The sequence below is a fragment of the Streptomyces sp. cg35 genome (assembly GCF_050410835.1).
Classification (GTDB): domain Bacteria; phylum Actinomycetota; class Actinomycetes; order Streptomycetales; family Streptomycetaceae; genus Streptomyces.
Window position 1 is genome coordinate 3,717,050 of record NZ_CP191268.1, and the last position, 20,363, is coordinate 3,737,412.

Annotated in this window: 20 protein-coding genes; 10 read left to right on the forward strand and 10 right to left on the reverse strand. The window is 73.3% G+C overall.

Going from position 1 to position 20,363, the window contains the following annotated elements; translation table 11 throughout:
- The 3 genes from ACQUQD_RS16845 to ACQUQD_RS16855 are packed head-to-tail and all read right to left on the reverse strand — an operon-like array spanning position 1 to position 2,438.
- On the reverse strand, positions 1–678 hold the full coding sequence (locus tag ACQUQD_RS16845) for an ABC transporter permease (RefSeq protein ID WP_428952904.1): 678 nt from the start codon (positions 676–678) through the stop codon (positions 1–3).
- Between the two features lie 6 nt (positions 679–684).
- Positions 685–1,329, reverse strand: coding sequence for an ABC transporter permease (locus tag ACQUQD_RS16850; RefSeq protein ID WP_428952905.1), 645 nt, complete (start codon positions 1,327–1,329; stop codon positions 685–687).
- Positions 1,326–2,438: an ABC transporter ATP-binding protein gene (locus tag ACQUQD_RS16855; RefSeq protein ID WP_428952906.1), complete on the reverse strand. Its 1,113-nt coding sequence runs from the start codon at positions 2,436–2,438 to the stop codon at positions 1,326–1,328. The genes ACQUQD_RS16850 and ACQUQD_RS16855 overlap by 4 nt, the downstream gene beginning before the upstream one ends.
- Positions 2,439–2,618: 180 nt before the next feature.
- Between ACQUQD_RS16855 and ACQUQD_RS16860 the strand changes: the two genes are divergently transcribed.
- The gene (locus tag ACQUQD_RS16860; RefSeq protein WP_428952907.1) at positions 2,619–4,103 is read left to right on the forward strand and encodes an aromatic amino acid ammonia-lyase; all 1,485 of its coding nucleotides are present in this window, start codon (positions 2,619–2,621) and stop codon (positions 4,101–4,103) included.
- Between the two features lie 13 nt (positions 4,104–4,116).
- Here ACQUQD_RS16860 and ACQUQD_RS16865 read toward each other — a convergent pair whose 3' ends face one another.
- Genes ACQUQD_RS16865 through ACQUQD_RS16880 form a run of 4 tightly spaced genes read right to left on the reverse strand, consistent with a single transcriptional unit; the run spans position 4,117 to position 6,943 of the window.
- Complete coding sequence (locus ACQUQD_RS16865) at positions 4,117–4,632, reverse strand: hypothetical protein (RefSeq protein ID WP_428952908.1); 516 nt, start codon at positions 4,630–4,632, stop codon at positions 4,117–4,119.
- 9 nt (positions 4,633–4,641) lie between these two features.
- Positions 4,642–5,136 (reverse strand): hypothetical protein, encoded by a 495-nt coding sequence (locus ACQUQD_RS16870; protein WP_428952909.1) that lies wholly within the window; start codon positions 5,134–5,136, stop codon positions 4,642–4,644.
- A 48-nt stretch (positions 5,137–5,184) separates the two neighbouring features.
- Positions 5,185–6,519, reverse strand: coding sequence for a hypothetical protein (locus ACQUQD_RS16875; protein ID WP_428952910.1), 1,335 nt, complete (start codon positions 6,517–6,519; stop codon positions 5,185–5,187).
- A gap of 16 nt (positions 6,520–6,535) precedes the next feature.
- On the reverse strand, positions 6,536–6,943 hold the full coding sequence (locus ACQUQD_RS16880; RefSeq protein ID WP_428952911.1) for a hypothetical protein: 408 nt from the start codon (positions 6,941–6,943) through the stop codon (positions 6,536–6,538).
- 168 nt (positions 6,944–7,111) lie between these two features.
- Here ACQUQD_RS16880 and ACQUQD_RS16885 point away from each other — a divergent pair, with 168 nt between their 5' ends.
- Positions 7,112–7,969, forward strand: a complete 858-nt coding sequence (locus tag ACQUQD_RS16885; protein ID WP_428952912.1) for a MurR/RpiR family transcriptional regulator — start codon at positions 7,112–7,114, stop codon at positions 7,967–7,969.
- A 298-nt stretch (positions 7,970–8,267) separates the two neighbouring features.
- Here the strand turns inward: ACQUQD_RS16885 and ACQUQD_RS16890 are convergent, their stop codons facing one another.
- The gene (locus tag ACQUQD_RS16890) at positions 8,268–9,659 is read right to left on the reverse strand and encodes a cystathionine beta-synthase (protein ID WP_428952913.1); all 1,392 of its coding nucleotides are present in this window, start codon (positions 9,657–9,659) and stop codon (positions 8,268–8,270) included.
- Positions 9,660–9,811: 152 nt separating this feature from the next.
- Here ACQUQD_RS16890 and ACQUQD_RS16895 point away from each other — a divergent pair, with 152 nt between their 5' ends.
- Complete coding sequence (locus tag ACQUQD_RS16895) at positions 9,812–10,855, forward strand: SGNH/GDSL hydrolase family protein (RefSeq protein ID WP_428952914.1); 1,044 nt, start codon at positions 9,812–9,814, stop codon at positions 10,853–10,855.
- Here ACQUQD_RS16895 and ACQUQD_RS16900 read toward each other — a convergent pair.
- Positions 10,852–11,574, reverse strand: a complete 723-nt coding sequence (locus tag ACQUQD_RS16900; RefSeq protein ID WP_428952915.1) for a GntR family transcriptional regulator — start codon at positions 11,572–11,574, stop codon at positions 10,852–10,854. The genes ACQUQD_RS16895 and ACQUQD_RS16900 overlap by 4 nt on opposite strands.
- Before the next feature lie 166 nt (positions 11,575–11,740).
- Between ACQUQD_RS16900 and ACQUQD_RS16905 the strand changes: the two genes are divergently transcribed.
- The 7 genes from ACQUQD_RS16905 to ACQUQD_RS16935 all read left to right on the forward strand — a co-directional run bounded on the left by ACQUQD_RS16905 (position 11,741) and on the right by ACQUQD_RS16935 (position 19,894).
- Complete coding sequence (locus ACQUQD_RS16905) at positions 11,741–12,778, forward strand: BMP family ABC transporter substrate-binding protein (RefSeq protein WP_428952916.1); 1,038 nt, start codon at positions 11,741–11,743, stop codon at positions 12,776–12,778.
- Positions 12,775–14,415 carry an ABC transporter ATP-binding protein gene (locus ACQUQD_RS16910; RefSeq protein WP_428952917.1) on the forward strand — a complete coding sequence of 547 codons (1,641 nt, stop codon included), beginning with the start codon at positions 12,775–12,777 and terminating at the stop codon, positions 14,413–14,415. Before ACQUQD_RS16905 ends, ACQUQD_RS16910 begins: the two co-directional genes overlap by 4 nt.
- Positions 14,412–15,527: an ABC transporter permease gene (locus ACQUQD_RS16915; RefSeq protein WP_428952918.1), complete on the forward strand. Its 1,116-nt coding sequence runs from the start codon at positions 14,412–14,414 to the stop codon at positions 15,525–15,527. The genes ACQUQD_RS16910 and ACQUQD_RS16915 overlap by 4 nt, the downstream gene beginning before the upstream one ends.
- A complete protein-coding gene (locus ACQUQD_RS16920) occupies positions 15,524–16,456 on the forward strand; it encodes an ABC transporter permease (RefSeq protein ID WP_428952919.1) in 933 nt (310 codons plus the stop codon). Before ACQUQD_RS16915 ends, ACQUQD_RS16920 begins: the two co-directional genes overlap by 4 nt.
- Positions 16,457–16,506: 50 nt before the next feature.
- Positions 16,507–17,508: an ornithine cyclodeaminase family protein gene (locus ACQUQD_RS16925; RefSeq protein WP_428952920.1), complete on the forward strand. Its 1,002-nt coding sequence runs from the start codon at positions 16,507–16,509 to the stop codon at positions 17,506–17,508.
- A 147-nt stretch (positions 17,509–17,655) separates the two neighbouring features.
- A complete protein-coding gene (locus tag ACQUQD_RS16930) occupies positions 17,656–18,876 on the forward strand; it encodes an acetyl-CoA C-acetyltransferase (RefSeq protein WP_428952921.1) in 1,221 nt (406 codons plus the stop codon).
- A 223-nt stretch (positions 18,877–19,099) separates the two neighbouring features.
- Positions 19,100–19,894, forward strand: a complete 795-nt coding sequence (locus ACQUQD_RS16935) for a hypothetical protein (protein ID WP_428952922.1) — start codon at positions 19,100–19,102, stop codon at positions 19,892–19,894.
- Positions 19,895–20,014: 120 nt separating this feature from the next.
- Here ACQUQD_RS16935 and ACQUQD_RS16940 read toward each other — a convergent pair whose 3' ends face one another.
- Positions 20,015–20,326 carry a hypothetical protein gene (locus ACQUQD_RS16940; protein WP_428952923.1) on the reverse strand — a complete coding sequence of 104 codons (312 nt, stop codon included), beginning with the start codon at positions 20,324–20,326 and terminating at the stop codon, positions 20,015–20,017.
- Between the last annotated feature and the right edge of the window lie 37 nt (positions 20,327–20,363).

Below are 20,363 nucleotides of genomic sequence, written 5' to 3' on the forward strand. Positions count from 1 at the left end.
CTAGGCGGACTTGAGCGCGGCGGGACGGTGACGGAAGAGGAGGCGCTGCAGGCCGGAGAGCGCCAGATCGAGGACGACGGCGACGACCGCGACGAGGACGGCGCCGCCGAGCACCTGCACGAGGTCCCGCTGGGCGAGCCCGTCGAAGACGTAGCGGCCGAGCCCGCCGAAGGAGACGTACGCGGCGATGGTGGCGGTCGCGACGACCTGGATCAGGGCGAGCCGGAGCCCCGTCATGATCAGCGGCAGGGCGAGCGGCAGCTCGACCTGGAACAGCACCTGGTGGGCCCGCATGCCCTGGCCCCGCGCGGCGTCCTTCACCTCGGGGTCGACGGCGGTCATGCCCGCGTACGTGTTGGTGACGATGGACGGCACGGCGAGCGCGACGAGGGCGATGTAGACGGGCCACATCGACAGTCCGCTGGCCAGGAAGACCAGCACGACGAGGCCGACGGTCGGCAGCGCGCGGCCGAACGAGGACAGGTTGATGGCGAGGAAGGCGCCGCGTCCGGTGTGCCCGATGAGCAGGCCGACGGGCAGCGCGATCGCGGCGGCGATGAGCGTGGCGAGCAGCGAGTACTGGAGGTGCTCGGCGAGCCGGTGCCCGATGCCGTCGCCGCCGGCCCACTGCTCGCCGCTGACCAGCCAGGAGCCCAGGTTCTTGAAGAGTTCGTACATGGCGGCTCAGGCCTTCCTGGTCCGGGTCCACGGCGTGAGCAGCCGCTGGACGGCGACGAGAGCCGCGTCCGCGACGAGCGCGAGCAGCAGCGTGAGGACGACGCCGACGATGACGGGGGTCGGGAAGTTGCGCTGGAAGCCGTCGGTGAAGAGCTGGCCGAGCCCGCCGTCGCCGATGTAGGTCGCCACGGACACCAGGGAGATGGCCATGACGGTCGCGATCCGCACCCCCGCCATGATCACGGGCAGCGCGAGCGGCAGCTCGACGGTGAGCAGGGTGCGCAGCGGCCGTGTGCCCATGGCCTTCGCGGCTTCCTTGGTCTTGTGCGGTACGGAGTCGAGGCCCTCGACGGTGTTCCGCAGCAGGACGACGAGGGTGTAGATCGTCAGGCCGATGACGGTGGTGGTGCGGGTGAGGCCGGAGACCGGCAGCAGCAGGACGAAGACGGCGATGGACGGGATGGTGAACAGGACGTTCGACAGCCCGAGGAGGAAGCCGCGCAGGGGCCGGACGCGGTGGGCGATCACGGCCAGCGGCAGGGATATGAGGAGCCCGAACAGGACGGCGCTGAGGGCGGCCTGGAGGTGGGAGGCGGTGAGGGTGGCGAGATCGGACCTGTGCTCACCGATCCATTCCCAGTCGATGGTCATGCGGCACCGCCGGTCTTCTCGAGCCCCTGCGGCGATCGGGGAGCGGGGTCCGGGGCGGCGCCCCGTGACGGCACGCCGGTCAGGGCCTGTGCATGAGCGACCCCGGCCCGGTCGTGGATGTCGTCCCGGGACGTGACCCCGGTGAGCACCCCCTCGGCGTCGACCCGGGCCACGAGTCCGACCGGCGACGCGACGGACTCGTTCAGCGCGGACAGCAGCGAATCCGTGTCGCGAAGGGCCCGCACCGGAGCCTCGCCGCCGCCGTCCCGCTCCCGCCAGTGCACCGGCTTGCGGCCCGCGTCCAGCACCAGTTCCCAGGGGCCGCCGTCGGGCGCGGGCGCCTGCGGTACGTCGGCGAGCGCGGTCAGCGACAGCAGCTTCAGGCCCCGCTCGGCGCCCAGGAAGTCGGCCACGAAGTCGTCGGCGGGGCGGGCGAGCAGTTCGGCGGGCTCGGCGCACTGCACGAGGTGGCCGCCCTCGCGGAAGACGGCTATCCGGTCGCCGAGCCGCACCGCCTCGTCGATGTCGTGGGTGACGAAGACGATGGTCTTGTTCAACTCCGTCTGGAGGCGCAGGAGTTCGTCCTGGAGCTGGGCGCGCACGACCGGGTCGACGGCGCCGAACGGCTCGTCCATCAGCAGCACCGGCGGATCCGCGGCGAGCGCCCGGGCCACGCCGACGCGCTGCTGCTGGCCGCCGGAGAGCTGGTGCGGGTACCGCTTGCCCATCTCGGGGGCGAGGCCGACCCGTTCGAGGAGGTCACCGGCCGCGGCCCGGGCCTTCCTGCGGCCCCAGCCGAGCAGCAGCGGCACGGTGGCGACGTTGTCGAGGACGGTGCGGTGCGGGAACAGGCCGGCCTGCTGGATGACGTAGCCGATGGAGCGGCGCAGCTCGGCGGCGTCCTGCTCCAGGACGTCGCGGCCGCCGACCCGGATGGTGCCGGAGGTCGGGTCGACCATCCGGTTGATCATCCGGAGACTGGTCGTCTTGCCGCAGCCGGACGACCCGACGAAGACGGTCACGCCTCCCTCCGGCATGTCGAGCGAGAGATCGTGCACCGCAGTCGTGCCGTTCGGGAATCGCTTGTGGACCGCTTCGAACTGGATCATGGAGCGCCTCTGGAGTCCTCTTGCCCGGCCTGCATATCGTCATGCAGAGTTCTTGGTGCGTGAATAACTTGTCAATGCCCCGGCGTAAATCACCGGTAAATCCCCACGGGCTGCCCGAAGTGTGAGACGCGCTGCCCCGTTGCGGGCGAGAGAGAACGGTTCGAGGAGGAACAGCACGTGATGCCCCATTCGGTGAGCGCATCGAGCGCGATGCCCCCCGTCGTCGTGCTCGACGGCCACGGCCTCCCGGTCGCCGACGTGGTCCGCCTCGCCGACGCGAGCGCCCGCCCGGTCCCCGGCACCGACGCCATGAAGCGGGTCGAGGAGTCCTGGAACGCGGCCCGCGAGATCGCCGCGTGGGGCCGCGTCTACGGCCGTTCCACCGGCGTCGGCGCGAACCGCTCCGAGGACGTGCCCACCGAGGCCGCCGCCGACCACGGCCTGCGCCTGCTGCGCAGCCACGCGGGCGCGATCGGCGACGAGCTGCCCGAGCGGGAGGTCCGCGCGATGCTCGCGGTCCGCGCGAACCAGCTGCTCGCGGGCGGCGCCGGCCTGCGCCCCACCGTCGTGACGGCCCTGTGCGAGGCGCTGGGCAACGGCGCGCACCCGGCGGTCAACGAGCACGGCTCGGTCGGCACCGGCGACATCGCGCCGCTCGCCCAGATGGGACTGGCACTCGCGGGCGAACACCCGTGGCGCGGCAAGGGCACACCGCCGGCCGCCCAGCCGCTCGACAACAACGACGCGCTGGCCCTGATCTCCAGCAACGCCCTCACCCTCGGCCAGTCGGCACTGGCCCTGCACGAGCTGCGCTCGCTGCTGGCCGCGACCCAACTGGTCGCCGCCCTCAGCCTGTTGGCCGTCGACGGCTCCTACGAGGCGTACGCGCTCCCCGTCCACGAGGCCCGCCACCACCACGGGTCCTACGACGTGGCGGCCCGGATGCGCGCGATCCTGGGCGCCCCCGACCGCCCCACCCCGCCGCTGGGCCGCATCCAGGACCCGTACGGATTCCGCTGCGTACCGCAGATCCACGGCCCGGCGCAGGACGCGGCGGACGCCCTGGAGGACGTCCTCACGGTCGAGATCAACGCGGCCGCCGAGAACCCGCTGATCTCCGCCGAGGACATGGCCGCGTACCACCACGGCGGCTTCTACATGGCACAACTCGCCCTGGCCCTGGACCACTTCAGGCTCTCCGTCACCCAGGTGGCCCGGCTCTCGACGTCCCGCCTGTCCACCCTCAACGAGCCGGCCTACACGCGCCTGCGCCCCTTCCTCGCGGACGGCGAGCCGGGCGCCTCGGGCGTGATGATCCTGGAGTACGCCGCCGGGGCCGCCCTCGGCGATCTCCGCGCCTTCTCGGCCCCCGCGTCCCTGGGCCACGCGGTCCTCTCCCGCGGCGTCGAGGAACAGGCCAGCTTCGCGTCCCTGGCCGCCCGCCAGAGCCTGCGCGCCTGCACCGCCTACCGCCAGGTCGTGGCCTGCGAACTGGTGGCGGCGGTCCGCGCCCTGCGGCTGCGCGACTTCCGCCCCGACCTGTCCGTCCCGGTGGGCCGGGCCTTCGCCACGGCCGACGCGGAGCTGGAACCGGACCTGACGGACCGGCCGCTCACGCTCGACGTGGAGCGGGCGACCGGTCTGCTGGACCGGCTGGCGGACTGAGGCGCCGGCCTCCTCAGAGCTTGCCGAAGACCAGGCCCCGCCAGCCCCAGCCCGTCGTGAGCGCGGCGTCCCGCAGCGGCCTGCGCAGGTCCGACGCGTCGAAGCGGAAGTCCTCCGTGGCCTGCAGGCGTCCGTTGTCGCCGCGCTCGATGGTCCACTGCCGGGTCACGGTCCGGTCCGGGCCCCGCGAGTACTCCGTCGACAGCTGCGGGCGCGGCGGGTTGCCCACCCACTCGAACTCCCACTGCTCCTCGACCGCGCGCACCTCGTGGTTCTCGTGGTCGAGGCGCATCCGGATCCGGACGTTGTGCGTGGTCTGGGTGCGGGCGAAGAAGGTGTGCCAGGCCGGTTCCGCGATCCGCCACTCCGCCACCAGGTCCACCCCGTCCGTGCCGTCCCCGTTCCGCACGACGTACGGGACGTCGTCCGTGTTGAGGGCGAGCAGCGCCGCCCGCACGTCGTCGGCCGTGCCGGGCGCGACCCCGCTCTCGGGGCGCCTGGATCCGGTCAGCTTGTCGAAGAGTCCCATGCGTTCAACCTATGCCGTGTCGGTGTCCGGTCGGACCGTGCTCATGAACTCCTGGAAGTCGCCCACGACCGTGGGGAACTGCGACGCCGTGGCCGTCAGGACCAGCCGGGTCACCGCCCGCTTGGTCCCGTCGGCGACGTCCAGCAGGGCCAGGTACACCTGCGACTGCACCAGATCGCGGTCCACGCCTCCGGCCACGGTGGCGATCTCCAGCGTCTGGGCCAGACCGGGGGCCTCGGCCGAGCCGACCTCCTGCCGGTCCCTGACCTCGACCGAGGTCACGGCCTGGCGCAGGCGCTCCACGGACTCGTCGGCGATCTGCGCGAGCGTCGACCCGTCCGGCCGGTACTCGCCGTCGATGGTGATGTTCGCGGTGAACCCCGCGTCCGGGTAGGGGTGCAGCGCGACGAACGCCGCCCCCGGGGCCCCGGCCTTGTCCGGCGCCGCGGCATGCCAGCCGTCCGGCAGCTTGAACGTGATCGGCACGGGAAGGATCGTGGACATCTCAGGTGCTCCTTACTACGGCGACACGGCGGCCTGCGACGGCCCGCATCAGAACAGACCGCCGATCGCGTGCCCGAGAGAGCTCGCGCCATCCCCGATGGCGCCGACCAAGTCGCCCGCGGTGTCGGCGACCTTCCCCGGGTCGACCGTGAACTCGAAGCCCAGGCCGCCGCCGACGATCGGAGAGGCGCCGACCTTGGACGTGAACTTCCAGACGCCCTGCTCGTTCTTGCCGAAGTCCAGATTGGCCTCGGCGCCGGGCCCCACGTACCCCTCGGCGGTGACACCCGCGCCGATACCGCCGATGTCGGCGCCGCCGGTCACGCCGCCCTTCGCGCCGGCGAACGCCTCGCCACCGGCGTGGAAGCCGTCCTTGCCCACGTCGATCCCGGCGGTCGCCTCGGCGCCCGCCTTCGCCTCGGCTCGGCCGTAGACCCCGACGGGTCCGGCGTAGGCGCTGCCCTTGGACGACGCCTCACCGCCGACGAAGACACTGGCCTCGCCGTTGATCCCCTCGTTGGTGATGCCGCCGCTGATCCCGGCCTTGGCACCGGCGTACGCCTCCGCCTCACCGGCCAGCTTGAACGGCCCGTTGGTGAGCGAGCCCTCCGCGGTCGCCCGGCCCAGGTCGGCGTGGGCCTCTGCCTCGCCGAGCTTGCCCGAGCCGACATCGGGGCCGGTGGCCGACGCGTCCGCGCCCGGGCCGGTCGCCTCGGCCTCGCCGTCGGACACCCAGCCGCCGTCCTTCTTCTTCTCCTTCGGCTCCGGCTTCCCGGCCTTCGCCAGGTCACCGTCGGCATGCGCGTTGAACCCGCCGAACCCGATGCCGTCCCCGGACACGTCGCTCGTCGCACGGGACAGCGCCCGCTTCACGCTCTGGTCCGCGTCGTCGACGGCCTTGACCGCCTTGGCTATGTCGTCGGTGAAGCCCTGCGCCTTCTCCCGCGCGTCGGCCAGCAGCCGCGGATAGTCGGGGTCGTGGTGCAGGGCGAACTTGGCCTGCTCGTCGAGCTTGTCGAAGCCGACATAGGTCGCCTTGCCGTGGCTGTCGACCTTGTAGTCCTTCTTCTCCGCCTCGTCGACCAGATCCTTGACGGCCTTCTGCAGGCGGGTCAGCGTGGTGTGCGCGTCCGAGAGGAGCGAGGCGATCGCCAGCGCCTCCGCCTTGGCCGCCCCGTACTCGAAGGCCGTGGCCGAGGCGGTCTGCTGCTGGGTGCTGTAGGCGAGGCCCTGCCAGTTGCCGTTGCCCAGCACGCTCTGGACGTTCTTCTCGTAGTCGGTCTTCAGCTCGCCGAAACGGTTGCCCATCTTCTTCCACGCCTCGGACACGTCCGAGAACGGCGACAGGTCCGCGGTCATCACGTCGTCATAGGTCAGCGCCATGCCGGTGCCCGCCCCGTCACATTCCGTCGAAGCTGCTGGGCGGGCGGACCGCTCCGGCCTGCGACCCGACGCCGACGTCCGTGCCCTGGAGCAGGTTCTTCGTGCCGTGCAGCCCGCTGAGCTCCATCTGCAGGCGCCCCATCAGCTTGCCCGCCGAGCCCTGCCAGGCGACCAGCGCATCGGAGATCCCCTGGTCGGAGGCCCAGTTGCCGAGCCCCTTGAGGCCCGTGTCCTGCTTGACGATCAGCGGGCTCGCCGGGGCGGTCGGGGCGACGAGCAGCGGCGGGCGCGCGCCACCGCCGTCGCCCATCCGGGACGCGGACCCGGTGTCCGGCATGAGGGTCTCTTCCAGGTACTTGGCCGCGCGCTTCTTGTCGCTCGCCGAGCTGGCGAGCGTCTGCTCGCCGCCACTGCCGGATCCCATGGGCAACCCCCGTTGCGTATCGATGTGTTCAGCAGGCACACGCCCCTCAGGCGTGCCACACAAACTCGCGATGCACACTAGCGGGCATGGCCGAAACCTGGCGCCCCGCCCTCGCCCTGAATAAACTCATGCATGCCAAGGGATCGTTGAATGGACCGACGGGGAGTCATGAGCGACACGGACAACGGCACGGGCGGGCACAGCCCCGCCGCCCGCCTCCAGCACCTCTTCGAGGGCCACCGCCTCACACCCACCCAGCGGCGCATCGCCCACTGCATGGTGCGGCGCGCGGCCGACGTGCCGTTCCTGTCGTCCGTGGAACTGGCCGAGCTGGCCGGGGTCAGCCAGCCCTCGGTGACCCGGTTCGCGGTCGCCCTCGGCTTCGACGGCTACCCGGCACTGCGCAGGCACCTGCGCGAGGTGGCCCCCGCCGAACCGGCCGCCGCCGCCCAGGCCAACGAGTACCAGCAGGCCGTCGAGGCCGAGATCGCCAACCTGCGGCACCTGGCGGACCTGCTCGCCGACCCGTCCCCCGTCGAGCGGGCGGGCCGACTCCTCGCCGCCTCACGGCCGTTGCCGGTGCTGGGCCTGCGGGCCGCGGCCTCCCAGGCGTACGGCTTCTCCTACTTCGCGGCGAAGGTCCACCCCGACGTACGCCTCCTCGACGAGGGCGGCACGATGCTCGCCGACCGGATCGACGCCGCCGTCCGGGCCGGGGCCACGACCCTGCTCTGCTTCGCGCTGCCGCGCCATCCGCGCGAGGTCGTCGACGCCCTCGCCCACGCCAAGAAGGCCGGCCTGACCGTGGTCACGGTCGCCGACTCCGCGTTCGCACCGGTCGCCAGGCACTCCGACCTCCTGCTGCCCGCCGCGGTCGGCACCGGCCTCGCCTTCGACACGGCATGCGCGCCGATGCTGCTCGGACGGGTGCTCCTGGAGGCGATGTGCGACGGGCTCCCCCAGGCACAGGCACGCCTGGAGGAGTTCGACGTACGGGCGGCGGAGCGCGGCCTGTTCGTGGAGTGAGAGCCGCCCGGAGCCCGTCCGGCGCGGAAAGAGATTTGCGCGGGGACCGCCGCACCCCCTGTGACGGGGGGCGGGACGACGGCGGTCCCCGCGAGGGACGCGGAACCGGGTCAGGGCCGGGTCGCCACGTCCAGGGCGTCCATGGAGGTCCGGGAGCCGCTCCGGAGGTTCCTTGACGCCGCTTGGTGCCGGGTGGGGCGGGGAGCCGCTCCCGCCCCTTCCGACATCCCCTAATCTGCCGGTCGCGTGTTAAGCCGGTGCTGCGCGCACGTGACGTGCTCGTACCGTTTTCGCGAACCTACTTGGCGACGCCCTTGGCCAGGAAGGACAGCAGGTCCTGCCGGCTGACCACGCCCGTCGGCTTGCCCTCGACCAGCACGATCGCGGCGTCGGCCGTACCGAGCACGGCCATCAGGTCCGCCACCGGCTCACCGGAACCGACCTGCGGCAGCGGCGCCGACATGTGCTTCTCCAGCGGGTCCCCCAGGGAGGCCCGCTGGGCGAACAGCGCGTCGAGCAGCTCCCGCTCCACGACCGAGCCGATGACCTCGGCGGCCATCACGTCCGGGTGACCGGCGCCCGGCTTGACGATCGGCATCTGCGAGACGCCGTACTCGCGCAGCACGTCGATGGCCTGACCGACCGTCTCCTCGGGGTGCATGTGCACGAGTTCGGGCAGCGCGCCGCCGTCCTTGTCCCGCAGGACGTCGCCGACGCGCGCGCTGGGCCCGGAGTCCTCCAGGAACCCGTAGTCAGCCATCCATTCGTCGTTGAAGATCTTGCTGAGGTACCCGCGCCCGCTGTCCGGCAGCAGCACGACCACGACGTCGTCCGGGCCGAGGCCCTCCGCGACCCGCAGGGCCGCCACGACCGCCATTCCGCAGGAGCCGCCGACGAGCAGGCCCTCCTCCTTGGCGAGGCGGCGCGTCATCTGGAACGAGTCCTTGTCGGACACGGCGACGATCTCGTCGGCGACCTCGCGGTCGTACGCGGTCGGCCAGAAGTCCTCGCCGACGCCCTCGACGAGGTAGGGCCGCCCGGATCCGCCCGAGTACACCGAGCCCTCGGGGTCGGCGCCGACGACGCGGACCCGCCCGTCACTGGCGTCCTTCAGGTACCGGCCGGTGCCGGAGATGGTGCCGCCCGTGCCGACGCCGGCGACGAAGTGCGTGATCCGCCCCTCGGTCTGCTCCCACAGCTCGGGGCCGGTCGAGTGGTAGTGGGAGAGGGGGTTGTTCGGGTTGCTGTACTGGTCGGGCTTCCAGGCGTCCGGGGTCTCCCTGACGAGCCGGTCGGAGACGTTGTAGTACGAGTCCGGGTGCTCGGGGTCGACGGCGGTCGGGCAGACCACCACCTCGGCGCCGTACGCGCGCAGCACGTTGATCTTGTCCGTGGAGACCTTGTCGGGGCACACGAAGATGCACTTGTACCCCTTCTGCTGCGCCACGATGGCGAGCCCGACCCCGGTGTTTCCGCTGGTCGGCTCCACGATCGTGCCGCCGGGGCGGAGCTCGCCGCTCTTCTCGGCGGCCTCGATCATGCGCAGCGCGATGCGGTCCTTCACGGAACCGCCGGGATTGAAGTACTCGACCTTGGCCAGGACAGTCGCCCGAAGCCCTTCGGTCACCTTGTTGAGCCTCACCAGCGGGGTGTTGCCGACGAGACTGATCATCGAGTCGTGGATCTGCACGTTGTCTCCGGGTCTCCTACAGAGGGTTGCGGTCAGCGTATGCCGCGTACCGGCCCTTCATGTTCCGTTGCGATTGGCCGACGGTGATTACGGGGCAAGGACTTCTTGAAGCCGGTGAAGAGTCGCGTAGCAGAGGCAGGTGGCCGCGGAACATGTCGAGCAGGGCGAGGGTGGCACGGCGGATCGCCGCGGGGGCGGCGTACGGCGGCGGCGGGATCGGGCTGCTGGGCGCGGCCGCGGTCGGGGTGGTGCTGGCCGAGGTGCAGATCGCACGGCGCCAGGTGGGCAACCACGGCACCGAGCCGGTCCATGTCCCCTCGGCCGACGGCCTGTACGGGAGGGCGTACGCCGATGTGGGCGCCGAGCCGGTGCGGTTCGCCGTGCTGGGCGACTCCACGGCGGCGGGACAGGGCGTGCACCGGGCCCGGCAGACCCCGGCGGCGCTGCTCGCGTCGGGGCTCGCGGCGGTCGCGGAGCGCGCGGTGCAGCTGCGCAACGTGGCGCTGCCCGGGGCCCAGTCGGACGATCTGGACCGTCAGGTGGCGCTGATCCTCGCGGATCCGGACTGGCAGCCGGACGTCTGCGTGATCATGATCGGCGCGAACGACGTGACGCACCGGATCCCCGCGACGAAGTCCGTGCGTCATCTGTCGGCGGCGGTACGGCGGTTGCGCACGGCCGGTGCGGAGGTCGTGGTCGGCACCTGTCCGGATCTCGGTTCGGTGGAGCCGGTGCAGCAGCCGCTGCGCTGGCTGGCCCGGCGTGCGTCGCGGCAGCTCGCGGCGGCGCAGACCATCGGCACGGTGGAGCAGGGCGGGCGGACGGTGTCGCTGGGCGATCTGCTGGGTCCCGAGTTCTCGGCGAACCCGCGCGAGCTGTTCGGCCCGGACAACTACCACCCGTCGGCGGAGGGGTACCAGACAGCGGCGATGGCGCTGCTGCCGACCCTGTGCGCGGCGCTCGGCGTCTGGCCGGACGAGGAGCGCCCGGACGTCTCCCGCGCGGAGGGTTTCCTGCCGGTCGCCCGTGCGGCGGCGAAGGCGGTCGAGGAGGGCGGCACGGAGGTGACGGCGGCGATGCCGACGGGCCCGCGCGGTCCGTGGGCCCTGTTGAAGCGCAGGCGGCGGCGCCGCACGCCCACCCAGGACCCGGCGCCGGCCGGGTTCAGCTCCTCCGGCGCGCCGGGGGCCTCCTAGGGAGCCTTGCGGCGTCGGCGGGCCGCCACCGCCTGGGGGTCGACCTCGGGGCGGGACCACTGCTCGGCCAGGGCCAGGCTGGTGGCGCGGCCGCTGGTGACGTGGGCCATGGCCAGTTCGCCGGCCCGCTCGCCCGCGCCGGAGGCGATCGCCTCGTAGAGCTCCTCGTGCTCGGCGCACTGCTGGGCCGGGTCGCGCTGGGCGGTGAGGCGGAACAGCCAGTGCGTGCGCGCTTCGAGGGGGCGCATCATGTTGCTGAGCAGGGGGTTGGCGGCGAGTTCCACGATGTCCGTGTGGAATCCCGCGTTGGCGGCGGCGATGCCCTTGCGGTCACCCGTACGGGTGGCGGCCCGTGCCTGCCGCAGGCGCCGCTCCAGGCGGCTGAGTCCCGCGGTGTCGCCGCGCTCCGCGGCCAGTCGTGCCGCGAGGGCCTCCAGTGACTCCCGTACGTCGAAGAGGTCGCGGACGTCGGAGGGGGTGAAGGGGGCGACGAGCGCGCCCCGGTGCGGCACGAGGAGCACGAGTCCCTCGGCGGCGAGCAGGCGCAGGGCCTCGCGCAGGGGGATGCGGGAGACGTCGAGGTCGGCGGCGAGGTCGCGTTCCACCAGGCGCTCGCCCGGCTGGAGTTCGACCTCGACGATGCGCCGCCGCAGCGTTTCGTACGCACGGTCCCGCAGGGAGCCGCGCTCCGTACGGGGCACTCCGACTGCTGTCACCACGGTCCCTCCCGACCTGCCGGTTCGCGTCCACAGTAGGCGGCCCGCGGGGGTGTGCCGCCACTGCTAACCGCCCCGTGACACCACGGCAACACGGCGACCCGAAACTGAGCCGCGCAACGGTATACCACTAACCGGCTCGCGGGCCCCGTCCCCTGGAGGCACAGCAGTGGCGCACTCCCGTCCGCTCCGTTCCCGTCCCCGCACCACCACCCTCACGGCCGCCGTCGCGGTCACCGCAGGACTCGCGCTGCTCACGGGCTGCGGGGGCGACGCGTCCTCCGCCGCCGGCAGCAGTACCGGCGACGACCTCAAGGTCGGTGTCCTCTTCCCCGGTTCGCTCTCCGACGACGGCTTCATGCAGTCGGCGTACCTCGGCTACCAGCGTGCCGCGAAGACACACGCCGGGAAGGCGTCCTTCCGCAAGGTCGAGCAGGTCCAGGCCGCCGACTACGAGAGCGCCCTGGTCCGCTTCGCGAGCACCTCCGACCTCGTCATCTCGCTCGGCGGGCAGACGGACGCCGCCGTGCGCAAGGTCGCGCCGCGCTTCCCGAAGGTGAAGTTCGTGGAGATCGGCGGCCCCGCGGACGGCAAGCCGCTCGCCAATCTCGCGCTGTACGACCCCCAGCAGGCCGAGGCCGCGTTCCTCGCCGGGGCGGCTTCCGCGCTGCTCTCCGAGAAGGGCACGGTCGCGTTCGTCGGCGGCGCCGAGCTGCCCGCCATCGTCAACGCGGCCAAGGAGTACGAGAACGGGGCCAAGGCGGCCGACCCGAAGGTCAAGGTCCTCGCGCCGCAGTACGTCGGCGACTTCAACGACGTGGCGAAGGCCAAGCAGTCCGCGCTCGCCGACTACGGCGCGGGCGCCGACGTCCTCGGCCAGATCCTGAACCTCGGCCACAAGGGCGTCGCCCAGGCCGCGGCCCAGCGCAAGGGCACGCTGATCGGCGGCCCGGTCGCCCACACGTGCGCGGCGGGTTCGGCGTACGCCGGATACGTCGAGACGGACATCGGCGCCGAGATCGAGTACGCCGTCGACCAGCTGGCCGCGGGCAGCTGGAAGGCCGAGGCCGTCCACTTCGGGCTGACCTTCGAGGACCCGCAGAACGACATCGTGCTGTGCGACTCGGCGGACGCCGGCCCCGACGTCACCAAGAAGCTCGACGAGTTGAAGAAGAAGATCGCCGACGGGGAGATCACGACCCGATGAGCACGGCCGCCCCCTCCCCGGCCGCCCTGGACATCACCGGGCTCGGCAAGTCGTTCGGCGCCGTCCGCGCCCTCGACGACGTCCGTCTCACCGTCGCCGCGGGCACCGTGCACTGCGTGCTCGGCGAGAACGGCGCGGGCAAGTCCACCCTGTGCCATGTCATCGGCGGTTCGCTGGCGCCGGACTCGGGCGCGCTCACGCTGTACGGGGAGCCGTACGCGCCGCGCCGTCCCGCCGACGCGCTCGCCGCCGGGATCGCCATGGTCCACCAGCACTTCAGCCTCGTACCGACCCTGACGGTCGGTGAGAACCTGCGGCTGCTGCGGCTGCGGGACCTGCCGGGGCGGCTGGCCCGGGTGCGCGAGGAGTACGGGCTCGCGCTCGACCTGGACGCCCGGGTGTCGGCCCTGCCGGTCGGGGTGCGCCAGCGGGTGGAGATCGTGAAGGCGCTGCTGCGCGAGCCGCGGCTGCTGCTGCTCGACGAGCCGACCGGCGTCCTCGGGGCGCCCGAGGTGGAGGCGCTCCTCGCGACGTGCCGGCGGATCGCCGACGCGGGCCGGGCCGTGGTCCTGGTGACGCACAAGCTCGGCGAGGTGGCCCGCGCGGGCGACGCGGCGACGGTGCTGCGCGGCGGCCGGGTGGCGGGCGGCGGGCCCCTCGCGGAGCTGCCGCCGGACCGCCTCGTGCCGCTGATGATCGGGCGGCCCGCGCAGGACCTGGACACGTCGCTCGCGGAGACGATCGGGCTCGCGGCGGCCGGCCCGGCTCCCGCCCGGACGGGCGGCGTCGAGGGGGCGGCACCGCCCGTGCTGCGGCTGCGCGAGCTGACCGTGCGGCGCCCCGACGGGTCGTACGCCCTTCAGGACGTGACGCTCGACGTCGGGGCGGGCGAGGTCGTCGGCGTCGCGGGTGTGGAGGGCAACGGGCAGAGCGAGCTGATGGCGGTGCTCGGCGGCTCGCTCGCCCCGGACGGCGGCTGCCTGGAGCTCGCCGGGCGGGATCTGACCCGGGCCGCGCCCCGTGAGCGCACCCGCGCCGGGCTCGGCGTCGTCCCCGAGGACCGGCACCACGAGGGCTGCGTGCCCGCGCTGTCGGTCGCCGAGAACCTGTTCCTGGGCCGACTCGGCGAGTTCCGCAGGGCCGGGGTGTTCCTGGACCGTGCCGCGCTGCACCGGGCGGCCGCCGAGGTCATGTCCGCGCACGGCATCCGCGCGGCGGGCCCGACCGCCCCCATGTCCTCGCTCTCCGGCGGCAACCAGCAGAAGGCCGTCATGGCGCGGGAGCTGGGTCTGGACCCGCTGCGCTGCCTGGCCGCCGCCCAGCCGACCCGCGGCCTCGACGTGGGCGCGGTCGACGCCGTGCACACCCGCGTCCGCCAGGCGGCCCGGGCGGGCGCGGGCGTCCTGCTCGTCTCCAGCGAACTCGGCGAACTGCTCGCCCTGTGCGACCGCGTGGCCGTCGCCTACCGGGGCCGTCTGCTCGGCCCCGTGGACCCGCGGGAGCCGGGGGCGCGGGACCGGATCGCCCACCTGATGCTCGGCACCGCCGCCCCGGCCCACGAGGCCGGCGACGCCGCCGCGCCCCAGTCCCCCGATGACGCTCCTCCCGTTCCTCTCCCGTCGAAGGACCCCCGATGACGCCCACCCTCACGGCTCCGGCCCCGGCCGGCCCGCGGCCCGCGCGGCGGCGAACGGCCGCCGCCCTGCTGCGCCATCCCGTCACCGTGGCGGCCCTCGCCGCGCTGCTCGCCGCCGGGGCCGGACTGGTCCTGGCGGCCGCGGCGGGCACCGACCCGGCCACCGCCTGGGCCGCCCTGGACGAGGGCATGTTCGGCAGCCCGTACGCCGTGGGCAGCTCGCTGAACTCCGCGGCCGTGCTCGCCCTGATCGCCACGGGCTTCACCGTCGCGCACCGGGCGGGCCTGGTGAACGTGGGCGGCGAGGGCCAGCTGTGCGCCGGTGGCGTCGCCGCCGCGGCCGTCGGGCTGGCCCTGCCCGCGCAGGTCCCCGGCGCGGTCGGCGTCCCGCTCGTGCTCGTCGCCGGTTTTACCGCGGGCGCCGCCTGGGCCGGGATCGCGGCCTGGCTGCGGACCCGGCGCGGCACCAGCGAGGTGATCACGACGCTGCTCCTGAACTTCGTCGGCGTCGGTCTCGTCTCGGTCGCCGTCCACGAGGAGGCGCTGCTGCGCCAGCCCGTCACCTCGTCGGAGACGCTGCCGCAGTCCGCGCCGCTGCCGGCGGGCGCCCGGCTCCCGCTGATCGCGGGCGTCGAGTCCCCGGCGACCGCCGTCGTCCTGGTCGCCGCGGTCGCCGCCGTCGTGGCGGGCGTCGTGCTGCGCCGCACCGCCGTGGGCCTGCGCCTGAAGTCGGTCGGCCACTCGCCCGCCGCCTCCGCACGGCTCGGGCTGCCCGTGGCCCGCCTGGAGGGCGGCGGCCTGGCGGTGGCCGGCGGTCTCGCGGGCGTGGCGGGCGCGGCCCTGGTCGCCACCGCCCCGTACGTGCTCGCCGAGCACTTCTCGTCCGGCTACGGCTTCTCGGGCCTGGTCGTCGGCCTGCTGGCACGCGGCTCGCTGACCGCGGTCGCCGCCGTCTCGCTGCTCTTCGGCTTCCTGACCAACGGCGGCATCAACCTCCAGCTCGCGGCCGGGGTGCCCGCCTCGTCCGTGCAGATCGTGCAGAGCCTGCTGGTGCTGCTCATCGCCGCGGCCATGCTCTGGACCGCGCGCGGGCAGCGGGGAGGAACCCGATGAGCGCCGTACTCGACGAACTCGCCTCGGGCGGCGTGCGCCTGGCCGTGCCGCTGCTGCTGGCCTCCTCCGGGGAGCTGGTCAGCGAACGCGCCGGGGTCCTCAACCTCTCCGTCGAGGGCATGATGCTCACCGGTGCCTTCGCGGGCGCGGCGGGCTCCCTGGCCTCCGGCAGCGCGGCCGTCGGCGTGCTGGCGGCGCTCGTGGCGGGGCTGCTGTTCGCGGCGCTGCAGGCCCTGCTGAGCGTCACGCTGCGGGCCGACCAGATCGTCACCGGCATCACCGCGAACGCCCTCGCGCTGGGCGCCACCACCTACGGCTCGCGCCTGCTGTTCGGCGACGGCACGTCCGGCACCTCAGACGACGTGTCCGGCTTCGCGCCGCTGCCCGTGCCCGGACTGCACCGCATCCCGGTCCTCGGCCCGGCGCTCTTCGAGCAGACGGTCCTGGGCTACGGGGCGTTCGTGATCGCCGGCGCGCTCGCGTTCGGCCTGTCCCGGCGGACGCCCTGGGGCCTGGCCCTGGACGCGGTCGGTGAGGACGCGGGGACCGCCGACCGCTGCGGCCTGCCGGTCCGCACCGTCCGGTACGCGGCCGTGCTGCTGACCGGCGCCGTGTCCGGCCTCGCCGGTGCCCAGCTGGCCCTGTCCGAGGTGCACGCGTTCAGCGACAACATCACGGGCGGCATCGGCTATCTCGCCGTCGTCGCGGTGATCGCGGGCCGCTGGCGGGCCTGGCCGACGCTCGTCGCCTGCCTGTTCTTCGGCGTCGCGCAGGCCCTGCAGTTCGCCGCGCCCGCACTCGGCCTGCATCTGTCGGCGCCGCTCCTGACGACGCTGCCGTACGTCTTCGCGCTGCTCGCGGTGAGCGGCCTGGTGGGACGCAGCCGCGCCCCTTCGGGCCTGACCGTCCCCTTCGTACGCGGCACCTGACCGCACCCGCACCCGCACCCCGTGCTCGACTCTTCTGGAAGGCCCGCCGGATGACCCTGATCCTGACCCGCTCCGAGATCCTGTCGCTGCTCGCCCACGACGGGGTCGGCGACCAGGTCGTCGCGGCGGTGGAACGGGCCCACGTCGACCTGGCGCTCGGCCGGGCCGCGCTGCCCGCTCCCCCGTCGATGCGGCTGCCCGGCACGGACGGGGCGTACCTCGCGATGGCCGCGGCCTCCGCGCCCGCCGGGCTCGCGACGGTGAAGCTGCTCAGCGACCTGCCGGGCAACCGCGCCCGCGGCCTGCCCGTGCAGCGCTCGGCCGTGCTGGCCGTCGCGGCGGACACCGGCGCGTGCGAGGCGCTCCTCGACGGGGCCGCGCTCACCCGGGTGCGGACCGCGGCGGCCACCGCCGTGGCGACCCGTGCCCTGGCGCGGGCCGACTCCCGGGTGCTCGGCCTGGTCGGCACCGGCCCGCTGGCGCTGGCGCACGCCCGCGCGCTGCTGCCGCACCGGCCCTACGAGCGGGTGGTGCTGTGGGGACGGACCCCCGAGCGGGCCCGGGACCTGGCCGCCCGCATCGCCGCGGAACTGGACGTGAAGGCCGAGGTGCTCGCGACCCCGCGCGAGGTCACGGAGGCCGCCGACGTCCTGTGCACGCTGACCCCGTCCCGTGAGCCGCTCGTGCTGGGCGCCTGGTTCGCGCCGGGACTGCACGTGAACGCGGTCGGGGCCCCGCCGCGCGCCGACCACCGGGAGATCGACACCGAGGGCGTCGCCCGGTCCCTGGTCGTCGTCGACTCGTACGCCACGGCCCGGGCGAAGTCCGGCGAGGTCTGCGTGCCGCTCGCCGAGGGCGCGTTCGGCGACGACCACGTCCGGCTGGAGCTCGGCGACGTGCTGGCGGGCCGCCGTCCCGGCCGCACCGCGGACGGCGACATCACGCTGTTCGACTCGGTGGGCGTGGGCCTGCAGGACCTGGCCGCGGCCCGGCTGCTGGTCGACGCGGCACGGGAGCGGGGCGTGGGCACGGAGGTCGACCTGGGTGCCTGAGGCCTGTTTCCCGTACCCACCGCACCCCCTGAGCAAGCGCTTAGGAAAATGCGTCAGGGGTCACACGGCCACACCGGTGACCTATGCCATACGTACGGGTAACTTCCCAAGCGGTCCTGCCGTTCGCCAGAAACCCCTGGAGCCGTGATGCCCGAAGCCGTAATCGTCTCAGCCGCCCGCTCCCCCATCGGCCGCGCTTTCAAGGGCTCCCTGAAGGATCTGCGCCCGGACGACCTGACCGCGACGATCATCCAGACCGCCCTCGCCAAGATCCCCGAGCTGGACCCGCGCGACATCGACGACCTGATGCTCGGCTGCGGTCTGCCCGGCGGCGAGCAGGGCAACAACCTGGGCCGCATCGTGGCCGTGCAGATGGGCATGGACCACCTGCCCGGCTGCACGATCACCCGCTACTGCTCGTCGTCCCTGCAGACGACGCGCATGGCCCTGCACGCCATCAAGGCGGGCGAGGGGGACGTCTTCATCTCGGCCGGCGTCGAGATGGTCTCCCGCTTCGCCAAGGGCAACTCGGACTCGCTGCCCGACACCCGCAACCCGTTCTTCGCCGAGGCCGAGGCCCGCACCGCCGAGGTCGCCACGCAGGAGAACACCAGCTGGCACGACCCGCGCGAGGACGGGCTGGTCCCGGACGCGTACATCGCGATGGGCCAGACCGCCGAGAACCTGGCGCGCCTGAAGGGCATCACCCGCGAGGACATGGACGCCTTCGGTGTCCGCTCGCAGAACCGCGCCGAGGAAGCCATCAAGAACGGCTTCTGGGAGCGCGAGATCACCCCGGTGACCACCCCCGACGGCACGGTCGTGTCGAAGGACGACGGCCCGCGCGCCGGCGTCACCCTGGAGGGCGTCTCGGGCCTCAAGCCCGTCTTCCGCCCCGACGGCCTGGTCACGGCGGGCAACTGCTGCCCGCTGAACGACGGCGCCGCCGCCCTCGTGATCATGTCCGACACGAAGGCCCGGGAGCTCGGCCTGACCCCGCTCGCCCGCGTCGTCTCGACCGGCGTCTCCGGCCTGTCCCCGGAGATCATGGGCCTCGGTCCGGTGGAGGCCAGCAAGCAGGCCCTCAAGCGCGCGGGTCTCGGCGTCGGCGACATCGACCTGTTCGAGATCAACGAGGCGTTCGCCGCGCAGGTCATCCCGTCCGCCCGCGACCTGGGCATCGACGAGGACAAGCTGAACGTGAACGGTGGCGCCATCGCCGTCGGCCACCCCTTCGGCATGACCGGCGCCCGCATCACCGGCACGCTGATCAACAGCCTCCAGTTCCACGACAAGCAGTTCGGCCTGGAGACCATGTGCGTCGGCGGCGGTCAGGGCATGGCCATGGTCATCGAGCGCCTCAGCTGACCTGAGCCGGCTACCCAATCGTGATCCAATCTCCCCCAGGATGTGACGTGCGTCTCGGGGGAGATGGATTTTCGCAGGTCAGCCCGTACCCAGGCCATATGGGGGCTAAACACCCGGCCAAAAGACCTGTCCAATTCGTGACGTAATGCACTGACAGCTGGTTCGTCCAGGCTTCAAGCTGATGTAGGAAGTCGGGGGTCGACTTGAAACCGGGAGTACGTCAGTGAGCGCCATCCCCTTTGCTTTGCTGCTCGCCACGGCCGCTGCCACGGCCGTCGGCGCCGCCACCCTGCACAACGTCCGGGGTCTGCGTCGGCAGATCGCGGAACTGCGCGAGGAGGTGGTGCGTGCCGCCGCCACCGGCGCGCACCCCGGCGTGCCCGCCGCGCGCACCACTTCCGACACCGACGCCATACGCGGCGCCGTCGCCGAGGCCCTCGCCGAGGAGCGGGAGCGCGAGCTGGCGGAGGCACGGGCGTTCTGGGCCGCGCAGGAGGCGCGCGACAGCTCGGAGCTGCCGCCGTTCCTGACCGGCGGCAGCGCGCTGAGCGACGAGTTCTTCCTGCCGCGGCAGGCCGACTTCGCGGGCCTGGAGCCCGTCGTCGAGTCGGCCCTGGAGCCGGAGGACGAGTTCGCGGGCGAGTCGCCCGAGCTGGCCGCGGCCCGGCGCCGGCACCCCTCGCACCCCGACTTCGTGCCGGTCCAGTCGCCGGTCACCAGCGACCACGAGCGCACGGTGGCGTGCCTGGAGGAGCTGGCGCACACCCGCACCGCCCTGTCCGACGTCCGCCCGGGCCCGCTCGGCACGCTCGACGTCTACGTCTTCGTCGACGGCACGACGCTCTGTATGACCCCGGGCCACCGCGAGACGGCGGAACAGCTCGCCGCGGCCCTGCGCGACGGCCAGACCCCGGTCCTCCTCGGCGGCTCCGGCGTCTCCGGCGCGTACGCCCTGACCTTCGAGTGCGCCGGCGACAACGTGTACATCCTGGCGGACCGGGTCATAGCCTCGGCCTGACCTTTCGAACGCCGGCGTTGAGCGCCCCGCCAGGGGCGCGGGGCTGCGCCGGTATACGGCTCCGCCGCGGCCCCCGCTCCTCAATCGCCGGAGGGGCTCGAAGAACCGGAGGGGCTCGGTTCAGACACCGGCCCGCTTCATGGCCGCCTCGACCAGATCGACGGCCCGGGCCAGGTCATCCGCCGAGGGAAGAACGACCGCCAAGTCCCGCGCAGCGACCGTCACTTGGTCAGCCGCCGCGAACATCCCCGCATCCGGCATCTCCCGCACGGCCCCCCGCGGATCCTCCAACCGCTGGGCCCGCGCCGAGAGTTCCCTGGCCAGAGCCAGCGCCTCCGCGGCAGCTCCCCGCTGCAGCCGACTCTGCGGAGCGGCCCGCAGCCGATCCGCGAACTGATCCACCGCGGCAGTCAATGGCGTCGTATCAAGCACCTGGCGACTGTAGCTGTTTACAAGGGCCCGGCGCTCA